We start from the raw sequence: 17182 nt of genomic DNA, 5'->3' as shown, positions 1-17182 counted from the left end.
CTGACCACTATACAGGCCGTTTAGAAGGTCGGTTATGTGAGCGGGTTGGAATTCTCCCAAACACGCTCAAAGCTGTCTATATAAGTGCTGGCCATGTCGCCGACTTCTGTCCGGCGGACGTGCAATACGGGAGTCTGTGAAGCGGCGACTGCGTAAGCATGGGAATTGATCAATAGATGATCATCTGCCCGGTACATGGAGTTGTAGAGCACAGTGTCATGCAGCCGGATTTCGACGCCCTCGACGCCGCGCAGCCCTCGGTACAGGACGAGTGAGTTGTGGATCTTCGCGGCAAGTGAGTCGCCAAGTCCCTCGTCGGCGCCTCGTTGTGTGATGTGGAAGCCGTCCGGGTCGCCGAGCATGATCCGGACGGGTATCCCAGCACAGGCTTTCGTGGCGAGCGTGTTGAGCAAGCCGGAGTCTTCGGCGAGGAAGAGGCCAGCGTAGGCCAGGATGCCGATCTCACTCTGGGCGCCCTCGAAGAGGTGTTGCCACACGGCACGGGGCACGGCCCATCGGTGAGGGTAGGTAGCGAGGACTTCGCTCGACGGCTGGTGGAGCGGACGGTGAGTGCCCGGGGCTTGTGGCCATAGATCTCGCTCGTCGAGCCCGAGCAGTGCGGCGATTCCCGCGCGGTGGCGCGGATAGGGGAGCCGGCCGGTGAGCCAGCGACGTACCGTCTTGGGGTCGACATCCAGGTGGCGGGCCACGTCGGCCTCTCGTAGTCCTGCGTTGACAAGTGCTCTGCGGAGCACGTCGTTCACCGCTACCTCCCGGCTGGCCAGGGACGGCTACGACGGTAGCAGAGGACGTCCCTAGACGTCCCTAGTTGCCAGTAGAGAGGTCCTCGCGCTCCGGACAGGCTTTGCGCAGGGCGAAGCACCCCGTATTCGCCTCGTCACCAGCGCCTTCAGGTGACCACCCCCATCCTGCTCCGAGCCCGAGGAGGCGTTCGCGATGCCGATCCATGCCGGCCCCTGCCTGTTCTCCTGGCAGGTGACCACGCCTGACCCCGAACGCGGCGTGTGCGGCATCACCTCTGATCGCGCGCTCGCGGTGCACGCCATGACCGAGGCGTTCCATGCGACCGGCGGAACCCACGGCGTCCTTCAGATCTGTCACCTGTCGTGGCTGGGCCCGTACTACTTGTACGGGTCGGTGATCGCACGAGCCGAACGCATCGCCGCCACGGGCGCGATCGTGTGGCACGACGGACCGCAGCTCCGCGCCACGGCGCCCAGTGGGATGTCCCCCGCAGTGAGGGAGGCCCTCGCCTGCATGCCCGTTAAGCAGACTTCCTCTGGCCTATGGCCGCGGTCGGGCATCGGGACTGTCGATAGCGCCACGGCCGGAGGCCGATAGGCGTGGGAATCGTCTGGCACTTGGACGTGGGCGCGCCGACTGGCGCGGATGGCGCGCCCGCCCATTCGTCTCGGGCAGGGGAAGGCCCGGACGACGTCGCACGGCCCGGTATCCGTCGGAGCCAGGCCGCCGTGCCGTGCGACCTGAAGCCGGCGCGGCGGTGCGGAGAACTCGGTCTTACGCCCCCGGAGGCCGTAACCAGCACCGCCGCGCCGGCCACCACCGCCGCAACACGTAGACCGGGAATCCGCGATGTCATCGCCGGTTGGCTGCTGGGTTCCGCGCCAGTGCAGCCGCATAACCGGTGGTGAGCGGGTACGGCAGGCCCGCCAGCCAGGAAGGACAACATGAACGCTCCATATATCTACAGCCTCCCCCCAGACGATCCGGCTGTTGGCCTGAAGATGCTACGAGCGCGCTTCCCGGACGTGACCACATGGTTCGGCGCGGCAACCCGGCACTGGTGGGCCCTGATCGATGACCGCCTGGTTGAGGCGGATACGCCGACCGAACTCGCGCGAATGCTCGACAGCATCGAGCTGGCCAGTAGCCATCGCCCAGGATCGCCTGGCCTCCACCCCGCTGGCCCTCGCGAGTCGAACGGCTCCATGAAACCCCCAACAGTGATGCGCATGAGTACGGCACAGTGGGCAGCCCATCGCACGCGCCCACAAGGTGCTCACCGGCGCCAACGCGAGAGGGCGTTCACTCCGGCTGTGGCTAAGGCACCACGGCGCCAGGCCGGATCGTGGATGCCGACCTCCACGCACATGGCTTACTGATCAGCGGACAGACGTACGAATGTCCGGAGAGCGCCGACGAACGACGTCTTGGGGCGCGTACGCGCAGATCGCCGATGCGTTGCGGCGGCGCATTGACGCCGGCGATTACGCACCGGGCTCGCGCTTTCCTTCCGAGACCGTACTGTGCGGGGAGTTCGGTGTCGTACGGAACACCATCCGCCGTGCCCTGGCTGAACTGGAGGCAGACGGCCTCGTCGCGACAGTGCCAGGCATGGGCCGTGTTGTATGCGGAGCCGATCAGGCGGCCACGGCGGAGCACGCAACCATGCCTCGGTACCGGAAGATCGCCGACGAGCTATGGGCCCGGATCGACACCGGCGACCTCGCTCCCGGAGACCCACTGCCAAGTGAGGCAGTCATCGTTGCCCAGCACGGCGTCTCTCGCGGGACCGCACGACAAGCGCTCGTTGAGCTGGAGCATGCCGGGCTCATCGAGTCGGTTCATGGCAAGGGACGCTTCGTGCGAAGACGTCCCTAGACGGTGCGTCGCCGTCCGTGAACGTCCAAGAGCACGGTCTTAACGTCGAGCCATGAGCAGCCACACCGCATGGGCGAGCGAGATCGCCCGCAAGCTACTCGAAGTCCCGTTGCCGCGTCGGTGGGCCCATACGCGAGGTGTCGCTGCGCAGGCCCGTGGCCTCGCTCTGGTTCTTGGCGATGAACTGGAGCTCCTAGAGGCGTCCGCGTGGCTTCATGACATCGGATACTCGCCTTATCTGGTCTCTAGCGGCTTCCATCCTCTCGATGGCGCCCGCTACCTCCGCGACGTGGAACATGCCGACGACATACTCTGCCGCCTCGTGGCCAATCACTCCTGTGCTGCAATCGAGGCCGAGGAACGAGGACTCGCTGAGACGCTTGAAAGCGAGTTCCCGTTGCCGGATAGTGCGCTTCAGAGCGCGCTCACTTACTGTGACATGACAACCAGTCCCGATGGACACACCGTAACCATCGGGCGCAGACTTGCCGAAATCTGCGAGCGCTACGGCCCTGGTCACTTGGTAACGCGGTTCATCCGCCAAGCTCAACCGCATCTTGTAGATGCAGTACAAGACGTACAAGGAAGGCTGCTACAGGTTAGCCTTGACCGGTAACATGGCGGACCAAAGCCGTGATTGGCTTACACGGCCTGCTTCACGTCGACATGTCGATCTAATCTAGGTGGTTAAAGGGGTCATGGGTCACTTTAGTCATGGTCGCAAACGCCAGCCCTAGGGGAGATGTGTTCTATAGCTTTGTTGAGCGCGCAGCAAATCTCACCTCGATCCCTTTTGCTTTGATTGGATTTGGTGTCACATTTTGGCAGCTTAGTAAAACTAAGAAGGCTGCTGAATCTGCACGAGATGCGGCTAAAATTGCCCAGGGTGAAATGAGTAGAGCAAGTTTGCTGACGCTAATACCACAACTTCAGAGAGTGGAGGAGGAGCTTGAACGAGCCGTGCGCCTAAACTCGTCAGAATTGGTGATTTCCTGGCTGGCAAACTGGCGGTGGCAGGCGGGGCAGGTTCGTGGGCTTTTGATGGTTATTTCCCCAAACGATAAGAAGACTCTCAAGGCAATACAGGCTTCGGTCGCTGCGGCGGCCTTGGTAAAGTCGTCACTTATTGACGATCCAGATCTCGATCTATCGGCATCGACGAAGCCTGCAAGGGACGCTATGTCGATCGTAACGAACGAGATCGGCGCGCTTGCTACTACGCACCAAATTCAAACAGGGGGTTCATAAAGTGGCTACAGAAGAACCTTGGGATGACCCGAGGATTTTTCGAATCATCGAAGTCCTTGCTCAGCGCACGCGCGCTGGTGAAGTTGAATGGGAGGCTATCCAGAAACAGACCCTCAGGGTGGGCCATCCTGGCAGGTCGGGAGAGAGTTTTAGTCATTCCACGGCAAATTCCACGGTCCTCGTGGGCAGTCAAGATGGTGACGGCAACTACCCTTTCCTTGAGATTCTTGACTCAGACGGGGTTGCTGTAGAGCGAGTGGTGCCTGTTGGAGGGAGACAGCTAATCGCGCTGGATTCCATGCCTACCGAAAATCCGGGCAGATTGCTAAACGACGCTCTCCGAAAGCTGTACATGATCGTTAGGAGGACAGCTCTAAACACGAACCAGGTTATCGATGACCTGCTTAGTGAACTAGAGGCCGAATAGCAAATCCGGCCGGGATGGCTAATTTATGACTGGGGAGTCCATGTCGTTCAAGTAGTGGCTGAGTCGTAGATGCATCGATCGGTCCATCGTTTGGCTTGATGCCTCTATTGGAGAAATCCAACAGACATCCCGTGACTCGCTGCTTTTGGTCAGGTTGCCGCCGATAGGGCGTGCAGTGAGAACAATGGAAAATTCCTGGCGTACTTCGTCGTTGCTGGTGTAGTGCATGACGTGCTTGGGATCGGTGTAGATGCCGACGAGGCCGGTGATCTCGCAGTCGATGCCGGTCTCCTCTTTGGTCTCACGGACTGCGGCCTGTGTAAGGCTCTCGCCGAGATCGATGGCTCCGCCGGGTAGGGCCCAGTTGTCGTTGTCGGTGCGGCGGATGAGGAGGATCTCGCCCCTATCGTTCTCGACGACGACGTTGACGGAGGGGACGAGGCTGTTGGCTTGGGGGGCGTTGGGGTCGTCGTAGTAGTCGATCCTGCGTCCCATGGCGTCAGCCCCCCGTAAGTGGTGTGGCGCCTTCCCAGACGCGCTCGAAGCTGTCGAGGTAGGTGTTGACGATTTCTCCGCCGGCGACCTTCCGGAGGTGCCACACCGGAGCGTGCGGGGCGGTCACGCCGTAGACGTGGGTGTTGATGAGGAGCTGGTCGTCGGCGCGGTAGATGGAGTTGTACAAGACCGTCTCGTGAAGGCGGAACTCCACGCTCTCCACCCGGCGCAGTTGCTTGTACAGCACGAGCGCGTTCTTGATCTTCGCGGCCATCGCGTCGTCAACGCCCTCGTCCGCGCCTCGCTGTGCGACCTGCTCACTGTCGGGGTTACCGAGCAGGATGCGGACGCGTACGCCGGCGCGAGCTTTGTCGGCGAGGATCTGCTGTACGCCAGCGTCTTCGGCCAGGAACAGACCGGAGTAGACCAGGACTCCGATCTCGTGTTCGGCCGTCGCGAACAGACGTCCCCATGCGTCCCGAGGCACCGACCAGCGGTGCGGGTAGATGGTGACGATCTCGCTGCCGGAGGCTTGGCTGACCTGTTCCTGCGGAAGCGCGTCAGGCCAGAGGTAGGTCTCGTCGAGTCCGAGGTGCGAAGCCGCAGCGTAACGATGCCGACGGTACGGGGTGCGGCCGAGCGTGATCCAGCGCTCGATGGTCTTCTGATCGACCCCGATGGCCTCGGCGAGCGTGGCTATCGTCATGCCCCGCTCTAGCAGGGCCGCTCGAAGGCGTTCGTTGGCCATACACCCGACCGGATCGCAGGACGTCTCAGGACGCCACAACCCTAGTGAGGACGTCGTGAACACGTCCAGTCATGTACTGATCCCGTCCGGGGCCCTTGGCGGATTCTCGATCTCGTAAGGCAACACCCCCCGCCGGAACCACATCCACGGTCGCGGTTCTGGCCCTTACGAGAGGAGTGATCGCAATGACTTTGCTTATGATCACGCTCGCCGCCGTCTTTCTCGCCGGTGCTGCTGTGGGTGCGTTCACGCTCGTGGTGGTCGGTATCCATGCCCAGGAGCGGCGGATGATCAGGACTGGTGCGGTTGAGAGCCGGACCGGTGCAGCGTCGCGCCGGCTGCTGGCGACGGGCCTCGTACGCGATGAGGCACGGAGGTGATGGTGCGACTTCCGCGGAGTATCACCGGACGGTCGTGCCCGTGTGGTGCGGCGCTCGAAGCCGGCAACGGTCGATGCCGCAAGTGTCGTGCGCGGTCCCGCTGGTGGCGTCGTAAGTCCCGCTTCGGCGAGCTCTGATCACGTCTGCTGATGCCCGGGTGAGCGTCCGTCAGCCGGATCGAGCATTGGACTTCTCATCCGACGCTCGTCCCGGGTCGACGCTCTTGATCGAAAGGAGGTGAGAGTTCCTTTGATGGTCTCCGTTCCGCTGGTGGCGGTGCTGGGCGCGGTCGCATTCGTGGCCTGGCGGTACATGGGCCTGCGCGTCTGGCATGCCGCCGCGTGCCTGCTGTTCGGCTTCTTCCTCGCGGCCACCAGTGCCGCACCAGAGATCGACCGCTTGGTGGCCGGCATCGTCGCCTGGCTCACCGGCTCGCTCCCGCGCTGACCACTCAACAAGGAGGTGATGCCCGTGCCCCACACTCCCGACGACCCTGGAATCGACCTACAGGAGGTCGCCAGCCGCAACCGCAAGGCACGCACCACCGTCGCCCAATTCATAGCGACGAACCCATCAACGTCCTGGCAGCACGTCGCCGATGCGCTCGCCGACACACCGCTCCTCGCCGCCAAGGTCACCCGGCTCCGCACCCGACTACAAGTCATGCGCCTGCACCGCGCGAACCTCGCCGCCGCCGCACGCGCCACCCTCGCGGCACATCACGACGGAGAACCCGAACCGCTGTCGTACGTGCGTGACGAACTCACCGCCCAGGGAGACGACCTGCGAGGCCGCCCATGAGCAGAGCACGCCAGATGCGCAGGCACGCCCGCAAGATGCGCCGCAACGGCCTCCAGCCGGTCATCGTCGTCAACAACGACGACCACCTTCCCGACCTCGCCGCCGTCGTCATCGGCCGCGCGCTGTGGCGCTACCGATCCGAACTCGCACCCCTCTACCTGGCACTCACCCTCGTCATCACCGCCACGGCGCTCCATCACTCGCAACCGACCTGGTGGCCGTACTTCCTCGTCACCGCGACCTTGGCAGCATGGGCGCTGGCGGTCTTCGGTGCGGGTCTGGGCCTGGCCCTGCGCGCCGAGCGGTTCTATGCCGCGACCGTCACCATGGCCGCTGGTGCATGGCTCGTCGCCGGCACGGCCCTCGGCAGCACTCACCGACCGTTGCCACACGTCCTCGTCGCAGGTGGCTTCGTGCTGGCGGTGCCGTGGTGGGCGCACCGGCGACGACGCGCCAAGGTGCGCGTCGACCGGCAGCTCTCTGCCTGGCCGCAGATCGCACAGACGATCGGCTTGGCGGGCTCGCGCGTTCAATCCGCGATGGTGGACGTCTGGGGATGGCGGGCCCGGTTCGCGCTGGCTCGCGGCCAGACCATCCAGGACGTGACCACGAAGATTCCCGCGATCGAATCGGCACTCGGTACCTTCCGCGGAGCCGTACGCGTCCACCCGACGCAAGATGACCGCGCCAACCGATTCGAACTCCGTGTGCTTGATCTCGATCCGCACGCCAGCGCCATCGCCTGGCCAGGACCCTCCATCACATCGGTGACGGAGCCGATCGACCTTGGACCATTCGAGGACGCCACGGCGGCACGCTTCCTGCTGCTTCGCCGTCATGCGCTCATCGGCGGCATCGCCGGCTCCGGTAAGAGCGGCGGCATCAACGTCCTCATGGGCAACCTCACCGCATGCCGCGACGTGGTCATCTGGGCCATCGACCTCAAGCGCGGCATGGAACTCCAACCCTGGGCGCGCTGCATCGATCGACTCGCCACCACACCCGAGCAAGCTCGCGTTCTGCTGCGTGATGCCGTCGCGGTTCTGGAGGCCCGTGCGGAGTGGCTCGCCGGCCAAGGGCGGCGCGTGTGGGAACCGACCCCGGATATGCCCGCGCTGGTCATCGTCATCGACGAGTACGCCGAACTCGCCGACGACGTGCCCGATACCGCCGGTCATACCGACTCGATCGCCCGCCGTGGTCGGGCCGTCGCCGTCACCCTCGTCGCTGCGACACAGCGCCCCACGCAGAAGGCGATGGGGAAGGGCGCAGTCCGCTCGCAGATGGACGTACGGGTCAGCTTCCGCGTCCGCGAGCGCAAGGACGTCGATCTCATCCTTGGCCAAGGCATGCTCACTGCCGGTTGGCACGCCCACACGTTGAACGCGCCTGGGAAGTTCCTCATCAGTGCGCCCGAACACGACACCCCGCGACGGGGACGCGCCTACCTGCTGACCGACGAGACCGTTGCCCATGCGGTCACCGAGCACGCATCCCTCCGGCCATCCCTTGACCAGATCTCGCGTACGGCGATCGAGGAGGCGCATGCGGGCGTCCATCTGCCAGTCGAGGACGAACAGGCAGAGATGCCGGACAGCACCGAGCCTGCACTGGCTCCCGAAACGGCTCTCTGGGTCATGCTGACCGGCGCTCCCGACGAAGGCATCCCCGTGCCGCACCTCGTCACGGCTACAGGAATGAGCCGGCCGTGGGTCTACCAACGGCTTCGAGAACTTGCCGATTCCGGTCGCGTCATCCAAGTCACCCGAGGACGCTGGCGAGCAGCCACCGATCACCGTCAGTGACTCGTCTACGTCTACGACCCCACGCGCGCCTGCACGTAAGGCGCATAGACAAGCCACAGACGAAGACGAAGACAACCACTCACCGTCACGAACGGAGACCAACAACGAGCCCAGGCCCACCCGAGATCGCTCGGGACCCCAGGAGGTGAGCGTGAAGGCATACACCGTCGAACAGGTCGCCGAGATCCTCCAGATCGGCCGCGACAAGGTCTACTTCCTGCTCCGCACCGGCCAGCTCCGCAGCATCAAAATCGGCAAGCTCCGCCGCATCACCGACGACCACCTCACTCAGTTCGTCGGCGCCCTCGAAGACGAGAATTGCTCACCACAACGCTAGGGACGTCTTGGGACGTCTCTGTTAACGTGGCTGGTGACCGGCTCACCTCAATCCCCCAAGGAGGTTTCGCCGAGTGAAGATCCTCATCGGCAAGTACGAGGGGACGATCTATCCCGAGGGCGATGGCTACACCGGAGCCGTCTCCCTCGGGTTCGGACCCGACGGCAGGCGCAAGCGGCTCAAGAGGAAGGGGAAGCACAAGACCGACGTCAGGGACAAGCTGAGCAAGGCCGTCAAGGACCTTGAGTCCGGCGTCGAGAGTCCGGCGAACTACACGGTCCGCAATGCGGTCGAGGACTGGCTGTCCAAAGGGCTCAAGGGCCGCGACCCGGCAACGGTCACCACGGTGCGCATCCTCGCCGAGAAGCACGTGATCCCGCTGATCGGCGCGGGCAAGCTCAACGACCTGCGTGCCGACCACGTGGACGAATGGCTCGACGGGCTCACCGGCAAGCTGTCGACCCGCACGCTGCAAGGCGTGCACTCGATCCTCAAGCGGGCGATCCGGCAGGCACAGGCCCGCGACAAGGTGCTTCGGAACGTGGCCGAGTTGGTCATCACACCGAAGGGACGTGCCGGGCGGCCGAGCAGGGCGCTGACCCTGGAACAGGCGACGGCCGTGCTCGACAGCGCCAAGTCGTCTTCGATGAACGCCTATGTCGTGCTCAGTCTCATGACCGGCATCCGGACCGAGGAGGCACGCGCGCTTCGCTGGGAGCACGTCGTCGCTTGGGTCGACGACGAGAAAGGATGGCGGCCGGTCACCCAAGCCGGCTTCGACCATGAGCGCTTCGCCGTCTACGTCTGGCGGTCCGTACGGGCACACGGCGACACCAAGACCCGCAAGTCGCGCCGCACTCTGGAGCTGCCCGGTGAGGCCGCCCAGGCGCTACGGGTCCATCACACGAGACAGGCCGCGCAGCGGCTCAAGACCGGCGAGGCATGGCAGGATCACGGCCTCGTGTTCTGCTCCCAGACCGGCACGCCGCTCGACGCCGCGAACGTCCGGCGAGGGTTTCGGGCGATCACCAAGAAGGCGCGCATCGGGCAGAATTGGACTCCCCGCGAACTCCGCCACTCGTTCGTATCGATCATGAGTGACAACGGTGTGCCCATCGAGACCATCGCCGATCTCGTCGGGCACTCCAGCACCGCGGTGACCGAGGAGGTGTACCGGCACCAGCTCAAGCCGGTCATCACCAAGGGAGCCGAGACCATGAACAGCATCTTCAGTCCGAGCAAGTCCGCGTGACGGTGGCTCCCCGATTGGCTCCCGACCGGCCTACAAGATCGAAATGGGGCTCCGGAGCGAACTCCGAAACCCCATCCGAACTGCCTCAACCTTGCGTCGGGGTGGCGGGATTTGAACCCACGACCTCTTCGTCCCGAACGAAGCGCGCTGCCAAGCTGCGCTACACCCCGCTGGTGGCACGCTGGAGGGCGTACGTCCCTCCTGGCGCCTCCGCAAGTCTAGCGGATCCCATGAGTGCCCGTGCTCCAATAAAAGCCGGGCGTCCAGCCATGATCCTCCTCCGCGATCAACCGGCGGACCGCACCCGGAGTGCGCGGCGCAGATCGTCGAGTTGATCGGTCAGCCCGCGGTGCAGGTTCGGCGTCAGGTCGTCGCGATCAAGGCACTTCTCGGCGGCTCGTACGGTCTCGGGGCTGACCGCGTGGGCGGGGAACAACTGGCCGCTGAGGAGCCGGCACGCCACCGGGCCGCGGGTCCGGGACTCGGGGATCTCGGCGAAGTAGCGGTCCACATAGCGGCTGGTCGACTCCGGCCGTCCCGGATCCCAGAAACCGTCGGCGATGGCGCCCAGCAGGTGGTCGGACTGCTCGTCCACGCTGAAGAGCCGCTGCCAGGCGCGTTCCTTCGCCGCCGCGTCGGGGAGGGCCGCGCGGCAGCGGGCCGCGCCCTCCCGGCCCCTCGCGCTCGGATCGCGCGTCAGTTCGGCGACGATCTGCGCCTCACCCGCCGTGCCTGAGGCGCACAACCGCAGCAGGGCGCTCCAGCGCAGTTCCGCGTCGAGGTCGGGCCCGCCGGGGACCTGCCCCGCCAGCAGCCAAGCCCGTATCTCGGCGAGCTCGTCCGTGGTCATGGCACAGGTGATCAGGACCCGTACGGCGGCCAGTCGCAGCCCGGCGCGGGCCGGGTCGCCTTCGGCACGCGACATGATCTCGCGGCAGACTCCGGAGAGCGTCGCGAGCGCTGCTTCGCGTCCGGGCAGGGGCACGAAGCGGTCGGCGATCTGCCGGCGGCCGAATGCCAGTACGGCCTCCACGATGGCGCCCACGGGCTCGGCGGCCAGATGGGCGCCGGTGAGCGCGAGGTAGTCGGCGGGCGGCAGCTCCGCGTCGCGCACCATGTCACGGGCGGTGGCCCAGAGCATCGCCCGCGTGATGTGGTCCTCGACCGTGGACAGCGCCTCGGTGACCGCCTGCCACGACCGCGCGTCCAGCCGGATCTTGGCGTACGTCATGTCACCGTCGTTGGGCAGCAGCAGGTCGGGGCGGCGCGCGCCCGCGAGGGCGGGCAGCGGCGTGTGCGCGGAACCGTCCGGCCCCGGTTCGGCGAAGAGGTCCGCGTCGACGCCGTCACGCCGCACCAGCCGGCGTCCGGCCGCACCGTCGACCAGGTCGTAGAGCCCGACCCGGATCCGGTGCGTGCGCAGGGTTCCCGGATCGTCGGGCGGGCCGGTGTGGATCACCTCGGCCGAGGTCAGCCGTCCGCCCGCCTCTGTCACCGAGGTGCGGATGGTGTCCATTCCGCTCGTACGGAGCCAGCGCTGTGCCCACGCGTGCACGTCGCGGCCTCCGGTCCGGGTGAGCGCGGCCAGCAGGTCGGACAGGTCCGCGTTGCCGAAGCGGTGGCGGGCGAAGAACTCGTTGACACCGGCGAGGAAGGCGTCGTCGCCGACCCACTCGACCAGCTGGCGCAGTGCGGAGGCGCCTTTCGCGTACGAGATGCCGTCGAAGTACGCCAGGGCCGCGGCGGTGTCGTCGATGCCGTCGGCGGCGATCGGGTGGGTGGACGGACGCTGGTCGGCGTCGTACCCCCAGGTCTTGCGGTTGATGGCGAAGCCGGCCCATCCGCCCGTGAACCGGTCGGAACCGGTGGTCACCCGCTGGCCCATGTACTCCGCGAACGACTCGCTCAGCCAGAGGTCGTCCCACCACCGCATGGTGACCAGGTCGCCGAACCACATGTGCGCGAGTTCGTGCGCGATGACGACGGCGCGGATCTCACGGTCGACGTCGGTGACGGCGGAGCGGAAGAGGAAGTCGTCGCGGAAGTTGACGCAGGCGACGTTCTCGACGGCGCTGAAGTACGACTCGGGCACGAAGGCCTGGTCGTACTTCCCGAACGGATACCGCTGGTCGAACAGCTCGTGGTAGCGATCGAAGCCACGCCGCGTGATGTCCAGGATCTCTTCGGCTTCGGCGTCCAGGTACGGCGCGAGGGAGCGCCGGCAGTGCAGCCCGAGCGGGATGCCGTCGTGCTCCGCGTGCACGGAGTGCAGCGGGCCGCCGACCACGGTCATCAGGTAGGTGCTGATCCGCTGGGTGGGGGCGAACCGCCAGACGCCGTCCGCGCTCCGCTCGCACGCGCCGTTGGCGAGCACCGTCCAGTGCGCCGGTGCGGTGACGGACACCTGGAACACGGCCTTGAGGTCGGGCTGGTCGAAGCAGGCGAAGACCCGGGAGGCTTGATCCGGTCCGCAGGTGGCGTGGACGTAGACCTCGTCATCGGCGGGGTCGGTGAAGCGCTGTATCCCCTCGCCGGTGCGTGAGTAGCGGATGTCGGCCTCGACGCGCAGCTCGTTGTCGGCGGCGAGGCCGGGCAGTGGCAGGCGTCCGTCCGTCAGCGACGCCGGGTCGAGCCGCCGGCCGTTGAGCACGACGCGGTGCACGGTCTCGGGCTGGAGCTCGACGAACGTCGTCGCACCGGGCTCGCGGCAGCCGAACCGGATCACGGTCGTGGAGCCGAAGACCTCGTCACCGCGCGTGAGGTCGAGGTCCACCGAGTACGAGTCGACGTGAAGCACGCGGGCACGGGTTCGTGCCTCGTCGCGGCCGAGTGATGGTGTCTTGCGCATCCTGCACCGATCTTCGCATCCGGGTGAAGCGACCGCGGCGAAGGGCCGCGGCGAAGGCTCGCCGGCTGGTCACCCGCTATGGGACACCAGGGTGAGAAGTGTCGCCTCAGGCCGGCAGCAGAACCTGACCGGCGCCTTCGGCGACGTGCCGAGACCCGCCGAGACGTGCAGCCAGGCGGCGTCGGGACCGCCCGCCGCGGGGTGCCGGTGCAGGCCCTTGACGCGTGCGGGCTCGATGCCGCAGTTGGTCACCAGCGCACCGTAAAGGGGCACGCACAGCTGGCCGCCGTGGGTGTGCCCGGCGAGCAGGAGCTTGTAGCCGTCGGCGGCGAACCGGTCGAGATTGCGGGGTTCCGGGGAGTGCATCACGCCGATGTTGAGGTCGGCCCGCGGGTCGACCGGGCCGGCGACCTTGTCGTACCTGTCCCGGCCGATGTGCGAGTCGTCGATCCCGCCGAACTCGACGTCGAGCTCGCCGACCTTCAGCCGCCCGATGCGGTTGTTCAGGTCGAGCCAGCCGGCCGCCGCGAGCGAGGCGCCCAGCTCCCGGTACGGCAGGTCGGGTTCGCGCCGTTTCTTGTAGTCGGACTTGCTCGTACGCCACAGATAGCGCGTCGGATTCTTGAAGATCGGCGCGTAGAGGTCGTTGGAGCCGTAGACGAACACGCCCGGCCGGTCCAGCAGTGGCCCGAGCGCGTCCAGGAAGGACGGTACGGCGTCCGCGTGCGAGATGGAGTCGCCCGTGTTCACGACGAGATCGGGCTCGAGCGCGTCGAGGGAGCGCACCCAGTTGATCAGACGGCTGCGGCCCGGCGTGAGATGCGCGTCGGAGAGGTGCAGGATCTTGATGGGCTGCCGGCCGGCCGGCAGCACGGGAACCTCGAACCGGCGCAGGGCGAACCAGTTACGTTCGATCACCGACGCGTAGCCGATGCCGGCGGCACCGGCGCCGATCAGGCCGAGGGGGAGGGCGTAGAGCTTTCGCACTGTCCCATGCTGCCAGACCGTGAGCGCCGATGGGCAAAACGTACGGAATCATCCAGATCATCCCGACCATGCCGCTCAGCCGCTACGGCGCGCCACGGCGAAAAGCAGGTGGGGGCGTACGGGTGGCCAGGGCATCATGGTCACCATGAGTGCCCTCAAGGAGAAGCTGCGGTCCGACCTGTCGGCCGCGATGAAGGCGCGCGACGAGGTACGGACTCGTACGCTGCGCATGTCCCTCACGGCGGTCACCAACGAGGAGGTGGCCGGCAAGCAGTCGCGTGAGCTCAGCGACGACGAGATCGTCAAGGTGCTCATCCGCGAGGCGAAGAAACGGCGTGAGGCCGCCGAGGCGTTCGCCCAGGCGGGCAGAGACGAGCAGGCGGCGGCCGAGCGGGCCGAGGGCACCGTGCTCGAGGAGTACCTGCCCGCGCAGCTGTCCGACGAGGAGCTCGCCGACCTGGTCGCGGCCGCGATCGCCGAAACCGGCGCGGAGGGCCCGCGGGCGATGGGACAGGTCATGAAGGTCCTGAACCCCAAGGTGGCCGGCCGGGCCGAGGGCGGCCGGGTCGCCGCCGAGGTCAAGCGCCGCTTGACCGGCTGACCGGCCGGCGGCTCACCGGCCGCCCACCGTCCTCACTGGTCCACCCGCCTCACCGGTCGGCCGTCCTCAACAGTCGGCCGGTCTTGGGCGACCTGTCTCACCGGTCGGCCGATCCACCGGCGGGCCGGTGGATCGGCCGGGGCGGTCAGTTGCCGAACGGCCAGTCGAATCCGCCGTTGTTCCGTCCGCCGTTCCCGCTTCCGTTTCCGCGGCCCCGGCGGTCGGCTCCGTTGCCGTCACTGACGAAGATGGTCACGTTCTGGCCCTCTTCGAACTGCGTGCCGCCCGCCGGTGAGGTGCGTGCCACCGTGCCCCGCGCCTCGCCGGAGCGCACCGGTCTCGTCGAGACGGTGACGTTGAAGCCGGCCCCCTCGAGCGTGGACTTGGCGATCCGGACGGACATGCCCTGCACGTCGGGGACGCTGATCTGCTCCACGTCGCCGAAGCGGTTGCTCGGCTCGTTGAACGACCTGACCGGCTTGCCCTTGAGCGCGTTGCGCATGCTCTGCGCCCAGATCGGTCCGGGGATCGTGGCGCCGTAGATGCCGGTCACCCGGTACTTCCAGGGGTAGTCGGCGTCGCCGTACCAGACCGCCGAGGCGAGGTCGGGCGTGTAGCCGGCGAAGAGCGCGCAGGTGAACTCCTCGCAAGTACCGGTCTTGCCGGCGGCCGGGCGGCCGACGTTTCCGATGCCGACGGCGGTGCCTTTGGTCAGCACACCACGGAGGATGTCGTTGACCTGGTCGGCGACGTCCTCGTCGATGGCCTGCCTGCACTGGGTCTTGGGCAGCTTCAGCGCCTTGCCGTCGGGGTCGGTGACCTCGGTGATGGCGACCGGTGGGCAGTACTTGCCGCGGGCGGCGAACCCGGCGTAGGCGGCGGCCAGGTTGGTGACGTCGACCTCGTTGGCGCCGAGGACCTGCGACGGGATCTGCTTCAGGGGCTTGCCGGTGACCTGCCGCAGCCCGAACCGCTCGGCCATCTTGACCGATTCGCACAGGCCGACCCGCTTCTCGAGCTCGGCGTAGAACGTGTTGACGGAGTGCCAGGTGCCGTTGCGCAGGTTGAAGTTGCCGTCCTCGCTCTCGCTGGAGTTGCTGACCCGCCACGGTTCAGTGAAGTTCGAACCGTTGCAGGATTTGAACCCGCTGATGGTGATGGTGTGCGGAGAGTTGATGGTGGTCCGGATCGGGATGCCCTTGTCGAGCGCCGCGGCCAGCGTGAAGATCTTGAACGTGGACCCCGCCGTGTAGCCGTAGCCGCCGCCGTGCGCCATGTCGGCGGCGAGGTTGAGGACGGTCTCGCCCTTCTTGCGCTTGTTGCCGAACTTGCGGTTCACCGCCATCGCCTTGATCTTGCCGGTGCCGGGCTCGACCATCGTCTGGGCGGACGACCGGTCGTTCGTCACGGCGACGCGGTCGAGGATGCCGTTCTGCGCCGCCTTCTGCGCCTGCGGGTCCAGCGTCGTACGGACGGTGAAGCCGCCGCGCTGTAGCTGGCGCTTGGCGTTCTCACGGGACTTGGCGTCCTTCTTGCCCTTGGCCAGGATGTCGAGCATCTCGTACCGGACGTACTCGCAGAAGAACGGCGCCGTGCTGGTCTCGCAGCCGCCCTCCGGCTTGGTCTCGTTGAGTTTGACCGGCTTGTTCTTCGCCGCGTCGGCCTGGGCCTTGGTGACGATGCGCAGCTCCGCCATGCGGTCGAGGACGGTGTTGCGCCGGTTGCGCGCGTCCTTCGGGTTGAGCGTCGGGTCGAAGGCGGACGGGTTCTTGGTGATTCCGGCGAGCAGCGCGGCCTGCTCCAGGTTCAGCTTGGACGCGGGCTTGCTGAAGTAGCGCTTTGAGGCGGCCTGCACGCCGTAGGCGCCGCCGCCGAAGTAGGCGATGTTGAGATAGCCCTCGAGGATCTGGTCCTTCGACATCTTCTGCTCGATGTCGAGGGCGTAGCGGAGCTCGCGCAGCTTGCGGCCGGCGGTCGGCGCGATGGCGGCGCGGTACTCCTCATCGGTCTTGGCGTTCTCGACGAGCAGGTTCTTGACGTACTGCTGCGTGAGCGTCGACCCGCCCTGCGCGGTCTCGCCGGACTCGACGTTCGTCGCGAGCGCGCGGAAGGCGCCCTTCGCGTCCAGCGCGCCGTGCTCGTAGAAGCGCGAGTCCTCGATGGCGACGATCGCCCTCTTCATGATGGGGTTGACCTGGTCGAGCCGCACCGACTCGCGGTACTTGTCGAAGAAGGTGGCGATTGGCTTGCCCGCCGTGTCGTACAACACGGTCTTCTCGGGTGGCGGGGTCGTCTTCAGGTCGGACGGCATGTTCTGGAAACTGTCGGAGGCGTTCCGGGCCGACACGCCGGTGCTGCCCACCACGGGCAACGCGATGAAGGCGACCAGGACACCCGCGACGACAGCCGCACCCACCAGCCGGACGAGCTTGACGACGATGTTCTCCGAATCCGCATCTGCAACGCGCACGGTCTAACCGTACCTGGGAGAAGCGTGGCAAACGGGACATGTCACGGGTCGCCCCGCCGGTTGGCGCGAGGGTGACTAGTCCGTGGCCCAGGCGGGCTATATCGAGAATGGGCCCATCGGGGGCTGTTGAAACGTCTCTC

General features: G+C 66.3%; 17 protein-coding genes and 1 tRNA gene. 11 read left to right on the top strand and 7 right to left on the bottom strand.

Annotated features, from left to right (window positions below):
* Nucleotides 1–32 precede the first annotated feature (32 nt).
* The gene (locus HKK74_RS36120) at nucleotides 33–764 is read right to left on the bottom strand and encodes a helix-turn-helix domain-containing protein (RefSeq protein ID WP_187247921.1); all 732 of its coding nucleotides are present in this window, start codon (nucleotides 762–764) and stop codon (nucleotides 33–35) included.
* A gap of 193 nt (nucleotides 765–957) precedes the next feature.
* Here HKK74_RS36120 and HKK74_RS36115 point away from each other — a divergent pair, with 193 nt between their 5' ends.
* From HKK74_RS36115 to HKK74_RS36100, 4 genes are all read left to right on the top strand, one after another.
* Nucleotides 958–1362 (top strand): hypothetical protein, encoded by a 405-nt coding sequence (locus HKK74_RS36115; protein WP_187247920.1) that lies wholly within the window; start codon nucleotides 958–960, stop codon nucleotides 1360–1362.
* Nucleotides 1363–2163: 801 nt separating this feature from the next.
* Nucleotides 2164–2643 (top strand): GntR family transcriptional regulator, encoded by a 480-nt coding sequence (locus HKK74_RS36110; protein WP_187247919.1) that lies wholly within the window; start codon nucleotides 2164–2166, stop codon nucleotides 2641–2643.
* Nucleotides 2644–2695: 52 nt separating this feature from the next.
* A complete protein-coding gene (locus HKK74_RS36105) occupies nucleotides 2696–3259 on the top strand; it encodes an HD domain-containing protein (RefSeq protein ID WP_187247918.1) in 564 nt (187 codons plus the stop codon).
* 98 nt (nucleotides 3260–3357) lie between these two features.
* Complete coding sequence (locus HKK74_RS36100) at nucleotides 3358–3891, top strand: hypothetical protein (RefSeq protein WP_187247917.1); 534 nt, start codon at nucleotides 3358–3360, stop codon at nucleotides 3889–3891.
* A 445-nt stretch (nucleotides 3892–4336) separates the two neighbouring features.
* On the opposite strand, the gene HKK74_RS36095 is transcribed toward HKK74_RS36100, so the two are convergent.
* Nucleotides 4337–4813 (bottom strand): NUDIX hydrolase, encoded by a 477-nt coding sequence (locus tag HKK74_RS36095; protein ID WP_187247916.1) that lies wholly within the window; start codon nucleotides 4811–4813, stop codon nucleotides 4337–4339.
* Between the two features lie 4 nt (nucleotides 4814–4817).
* On the bottom strand, nucleotides 4818–5561 hold the full coding sequence (locus HKK74_RS36090; RefSeq protein WP_187247915.1) for a helix-turn-helix domain-containing protein: 744 nt from the start codon (nucleotides 5559–5561) through the stop codon (nucleotides 4818–4820).
* Nucleotides 5562–5746: 185 nt separating this feature from the next.
* Here HKK74_RS36090 and HKK74_RS36085 point away from each other — a divergent pair, with 185 nt between their 5' ends.
* The 6 genes from HKK74_RS36085 to HKK74_RS41715 all read left to right on the top strand — a co-directional run bounded on the left by HKK74_RS36085 (nucleotide 5747) and on the right by HKK74_RS41715 (nucleotide 10136).
* Nucleotides 5747–5941, top strand: coding sequence for a hypothetical protein (locus HKK74_RS36085; RefSeq protein WP_187247914.1), 195 nt, complete (start codon nucleotides 5747–5749; stop codon nucleotides 5939–5941).
* A gap of 237 nt (nucleotides 5942–6178) precedes the next feature.
* Complete coding sequence (locus tag HKK74_RS36080; protein ID WP_222723164.1) at nucleotides 6179–6388, top strand: hypothetical protein; 210 nt, start codon at nucleotides 6179–6181, stop codon at nucleotides 6386–6388.
* An 18-nt stretch (nucleotides 6389–6406) separates the two neighbouring features.
* Nucleotides 6407–6742, top strand: a complete 336-nt coding sequence (locus tag HKK74_RS36075; protein WP_187247913.1) for a hypothetical protein — start codon at nucleotides 6407–6409, stop codon at nucleotides 6740–6742.
* Nucleotides 6739–8547 (top strand): FtsK/SpoIIIE domain-containing protein, encoded by a 1809-nt coding sequence (locus tag HKK74_RS36070; protein WP_187247912.1) that lies wholly within the window; start codon nucleotides 6739–6741, stop codon nucleotides 8545–8547. Before HKK74_RS36075 ends, HKK74_RS36070 begins: the two co-directional genes overlap by 4 nt.
* Before the next feature lie 151 nt (nucleotides 8548–8698).
* Nucleotides 8699–8884, top strand: a complete 186-nt coding sequence (locus HKK74_RS41720; RefSeq protein ID WP_222723163.1) for a helix-turn-helix domain-containing protein — start codon at nucleotides 8699–8701, stop codon at nucleotides 8882–8884.
* Between the two features lie 73 nt (nucleotides 8885–8957).
* Nucleotides 8958–10136 carry a site-specific integrase gene (locus HKK74_RS41715; RefSeq protein ID WP_187247910.1) on the top strand — a complete coding sequence of 393 codons (1179 nt, stop codon included), beginning with the start codon at nucleotides 8958–8960 and terminating at the stop codon, nucleotides 10134–10136.
* A 96-nt stretch (nucleotides 10137–10232) separates the two neighbouring features.
* Here HKK74_RS41715 and HKK74_RS36055 read toward each other — a convergent pair.
* From HKK74_RS36055 to HKK74_RS36045, 3 genes are all read right to left on the bottom strand, one after another.
* Nucleotides 10233–10306, bottom strand: a tRNA-Pro gene (locus HKK74_RS36055).
* Nucleotides 10307–10422: 116 nt separating this feature from the next.
* A complete protein-coding gene (gene pepN, locus HKK74_RS36050) occupies nucleotides 10423–12984 on the bottom strand; it encodes an aminopeptidase N (protein ID WP_187247909.1) in 2562 nt (853 codons plus the stop codon).
* A gap of 69 nt (nucleotides 12985–13053) precedes the next feature.
* The gene (locus HKK74_RS36045) at nucleotides 13054–13971 is read right to left on the bottom strand and encodes a metallophosphoesterase (protein WP_187247908.1); all 918 of its coding nucleotides are present in this window, start codon (nucleotides 13969–13971) and stop codon (nucleotides 13054–13056) included.
* A 145-nt stretch (nucleotides 13972–14116) separates the two neighbouring features.
* Between HKK74_RS36045 and HKK74_RS36040 the strand changes: the two genes are divergently transcribed.
* Nucleotides 14117–14572: a GatB/YqeY domain-containing protein gene (locus HKK74_RS36040; protein WP_187247907.1), complete on the top strand. Its 456-nt coding sequence runs from the start codon at nucleotides 14117–14119 to the stop codon at nucleotides 14570–14572.
* Between the two features lie 145 nt (nucleotides 14573–14717).
* Here HKK74_RS36040 and HKK74_RS36035 read toward each other — a convergent pair whose 3' ends face one another.
* Entirely contained in the window at nucleotides 14718–17042 is a 2325-nt protein-coding gene (locus tag HKK74_RS36035; protein WP_187247906.1) for a penicillin-binding protein, read from the bottom strand.
* Nucleotides 17043–17182: the final 140 nt, after the last annotated feature.

Source organism: Actinomadura alba, assembly GCF_014323705.1.
Classification (GTDB): Bacteria; Actinomycetota; Actinomycetes; order Streptosporangiales; family Streptosporangiaceae; genus Actinomadura_C; species Actinomadura_C alba.
The sequence above is the reverse complement of the archived record's forward strand: the minus strand, read 5'-3'. Positions and strand labels throughout refer to the sequence as shown.

Excerpts from the sequence above, each read along its gene's own strand:
- HKK74_RS36095 (WP_187247916.1), bottom strand. The coding sequence starts at position 4,813 with ATGGGACGCAGGATCGACTACTACGACGACCCCAACGCCCCCCAAGCC.
- HKK74_RS36110 (WP_187247919.1), top strand. The coding sequence starts at position 2,164 with ATGTCCGGAGAGCGCCGACGAACGACGTCTTGGGGCGCGTACGCGCAG.
- pepN (WP_187247909.1), bottom strand. The coding sequence starts at position 12,984 with ATGCGCAAGACACCATCACTCGGCCGCGACGAGGCACGAACCCGTGCC.
- HKK74_RS36040 (WP_187247907.1), top strand. The coding sequence starts at position 14,117 with ATGAGTGCCCTCAAGGAGAAGCTGCGGTCCGACCTGTCGGCCGCGATG.
- HKK74_RS36075 (WP_187247913.1), top strand. The coding sequence starts at position 6,407 with ATGCCCGTGCCCCACACTCCCGACGACCCTGGAATCGACCTACAGGAG.
- HKK74_RS36085 (WP_187247914.1), top strand. The coding sequence starts at position 5,747 with ATGACTTTGCTTATGATCACGCTCGCCGCCGTCTTTCTCGCCGGTGCT.
- HKK74_RS36115 (WP_187247920.1), top strand. The coding sequence starts at position 958 with ATGCCGATCCATGCCGGCCCCTGCCTGTTCTCCTGGCAGGTGACCACG.
- HKK74_RS36100 (WP_187247917.1), top strand. The coding sequence starts at position 3,358 with ATGGTCGCAAACGCCAGCCCTAGGGGAGATGTGTTCTATAGCTTTGTT.
- HKK74_RS36105 (WP_187247918.1), top strand. The coding sequence starts at position 2,696 with ATGAGCAGCCACACCGCATGGGCGAGCGAGATCGCCCGCAAGCTACTC.
- HKK74_RS36070 (WP_187247912.1), top strand. The coding sequence starts at position 6,739 with ATGAGCAGAGCACGCCAGATGCGCAGGCACGCCCGCAAGATGCGCCGC.
- HKK74_RS36090 (WP_187247915.1), bottom strand. The coding sequence starts at position 5,561 with ATGGCCAACGAACGCCTTCGAGCGGCCCTGCTAGAGCGGGGCATGACG.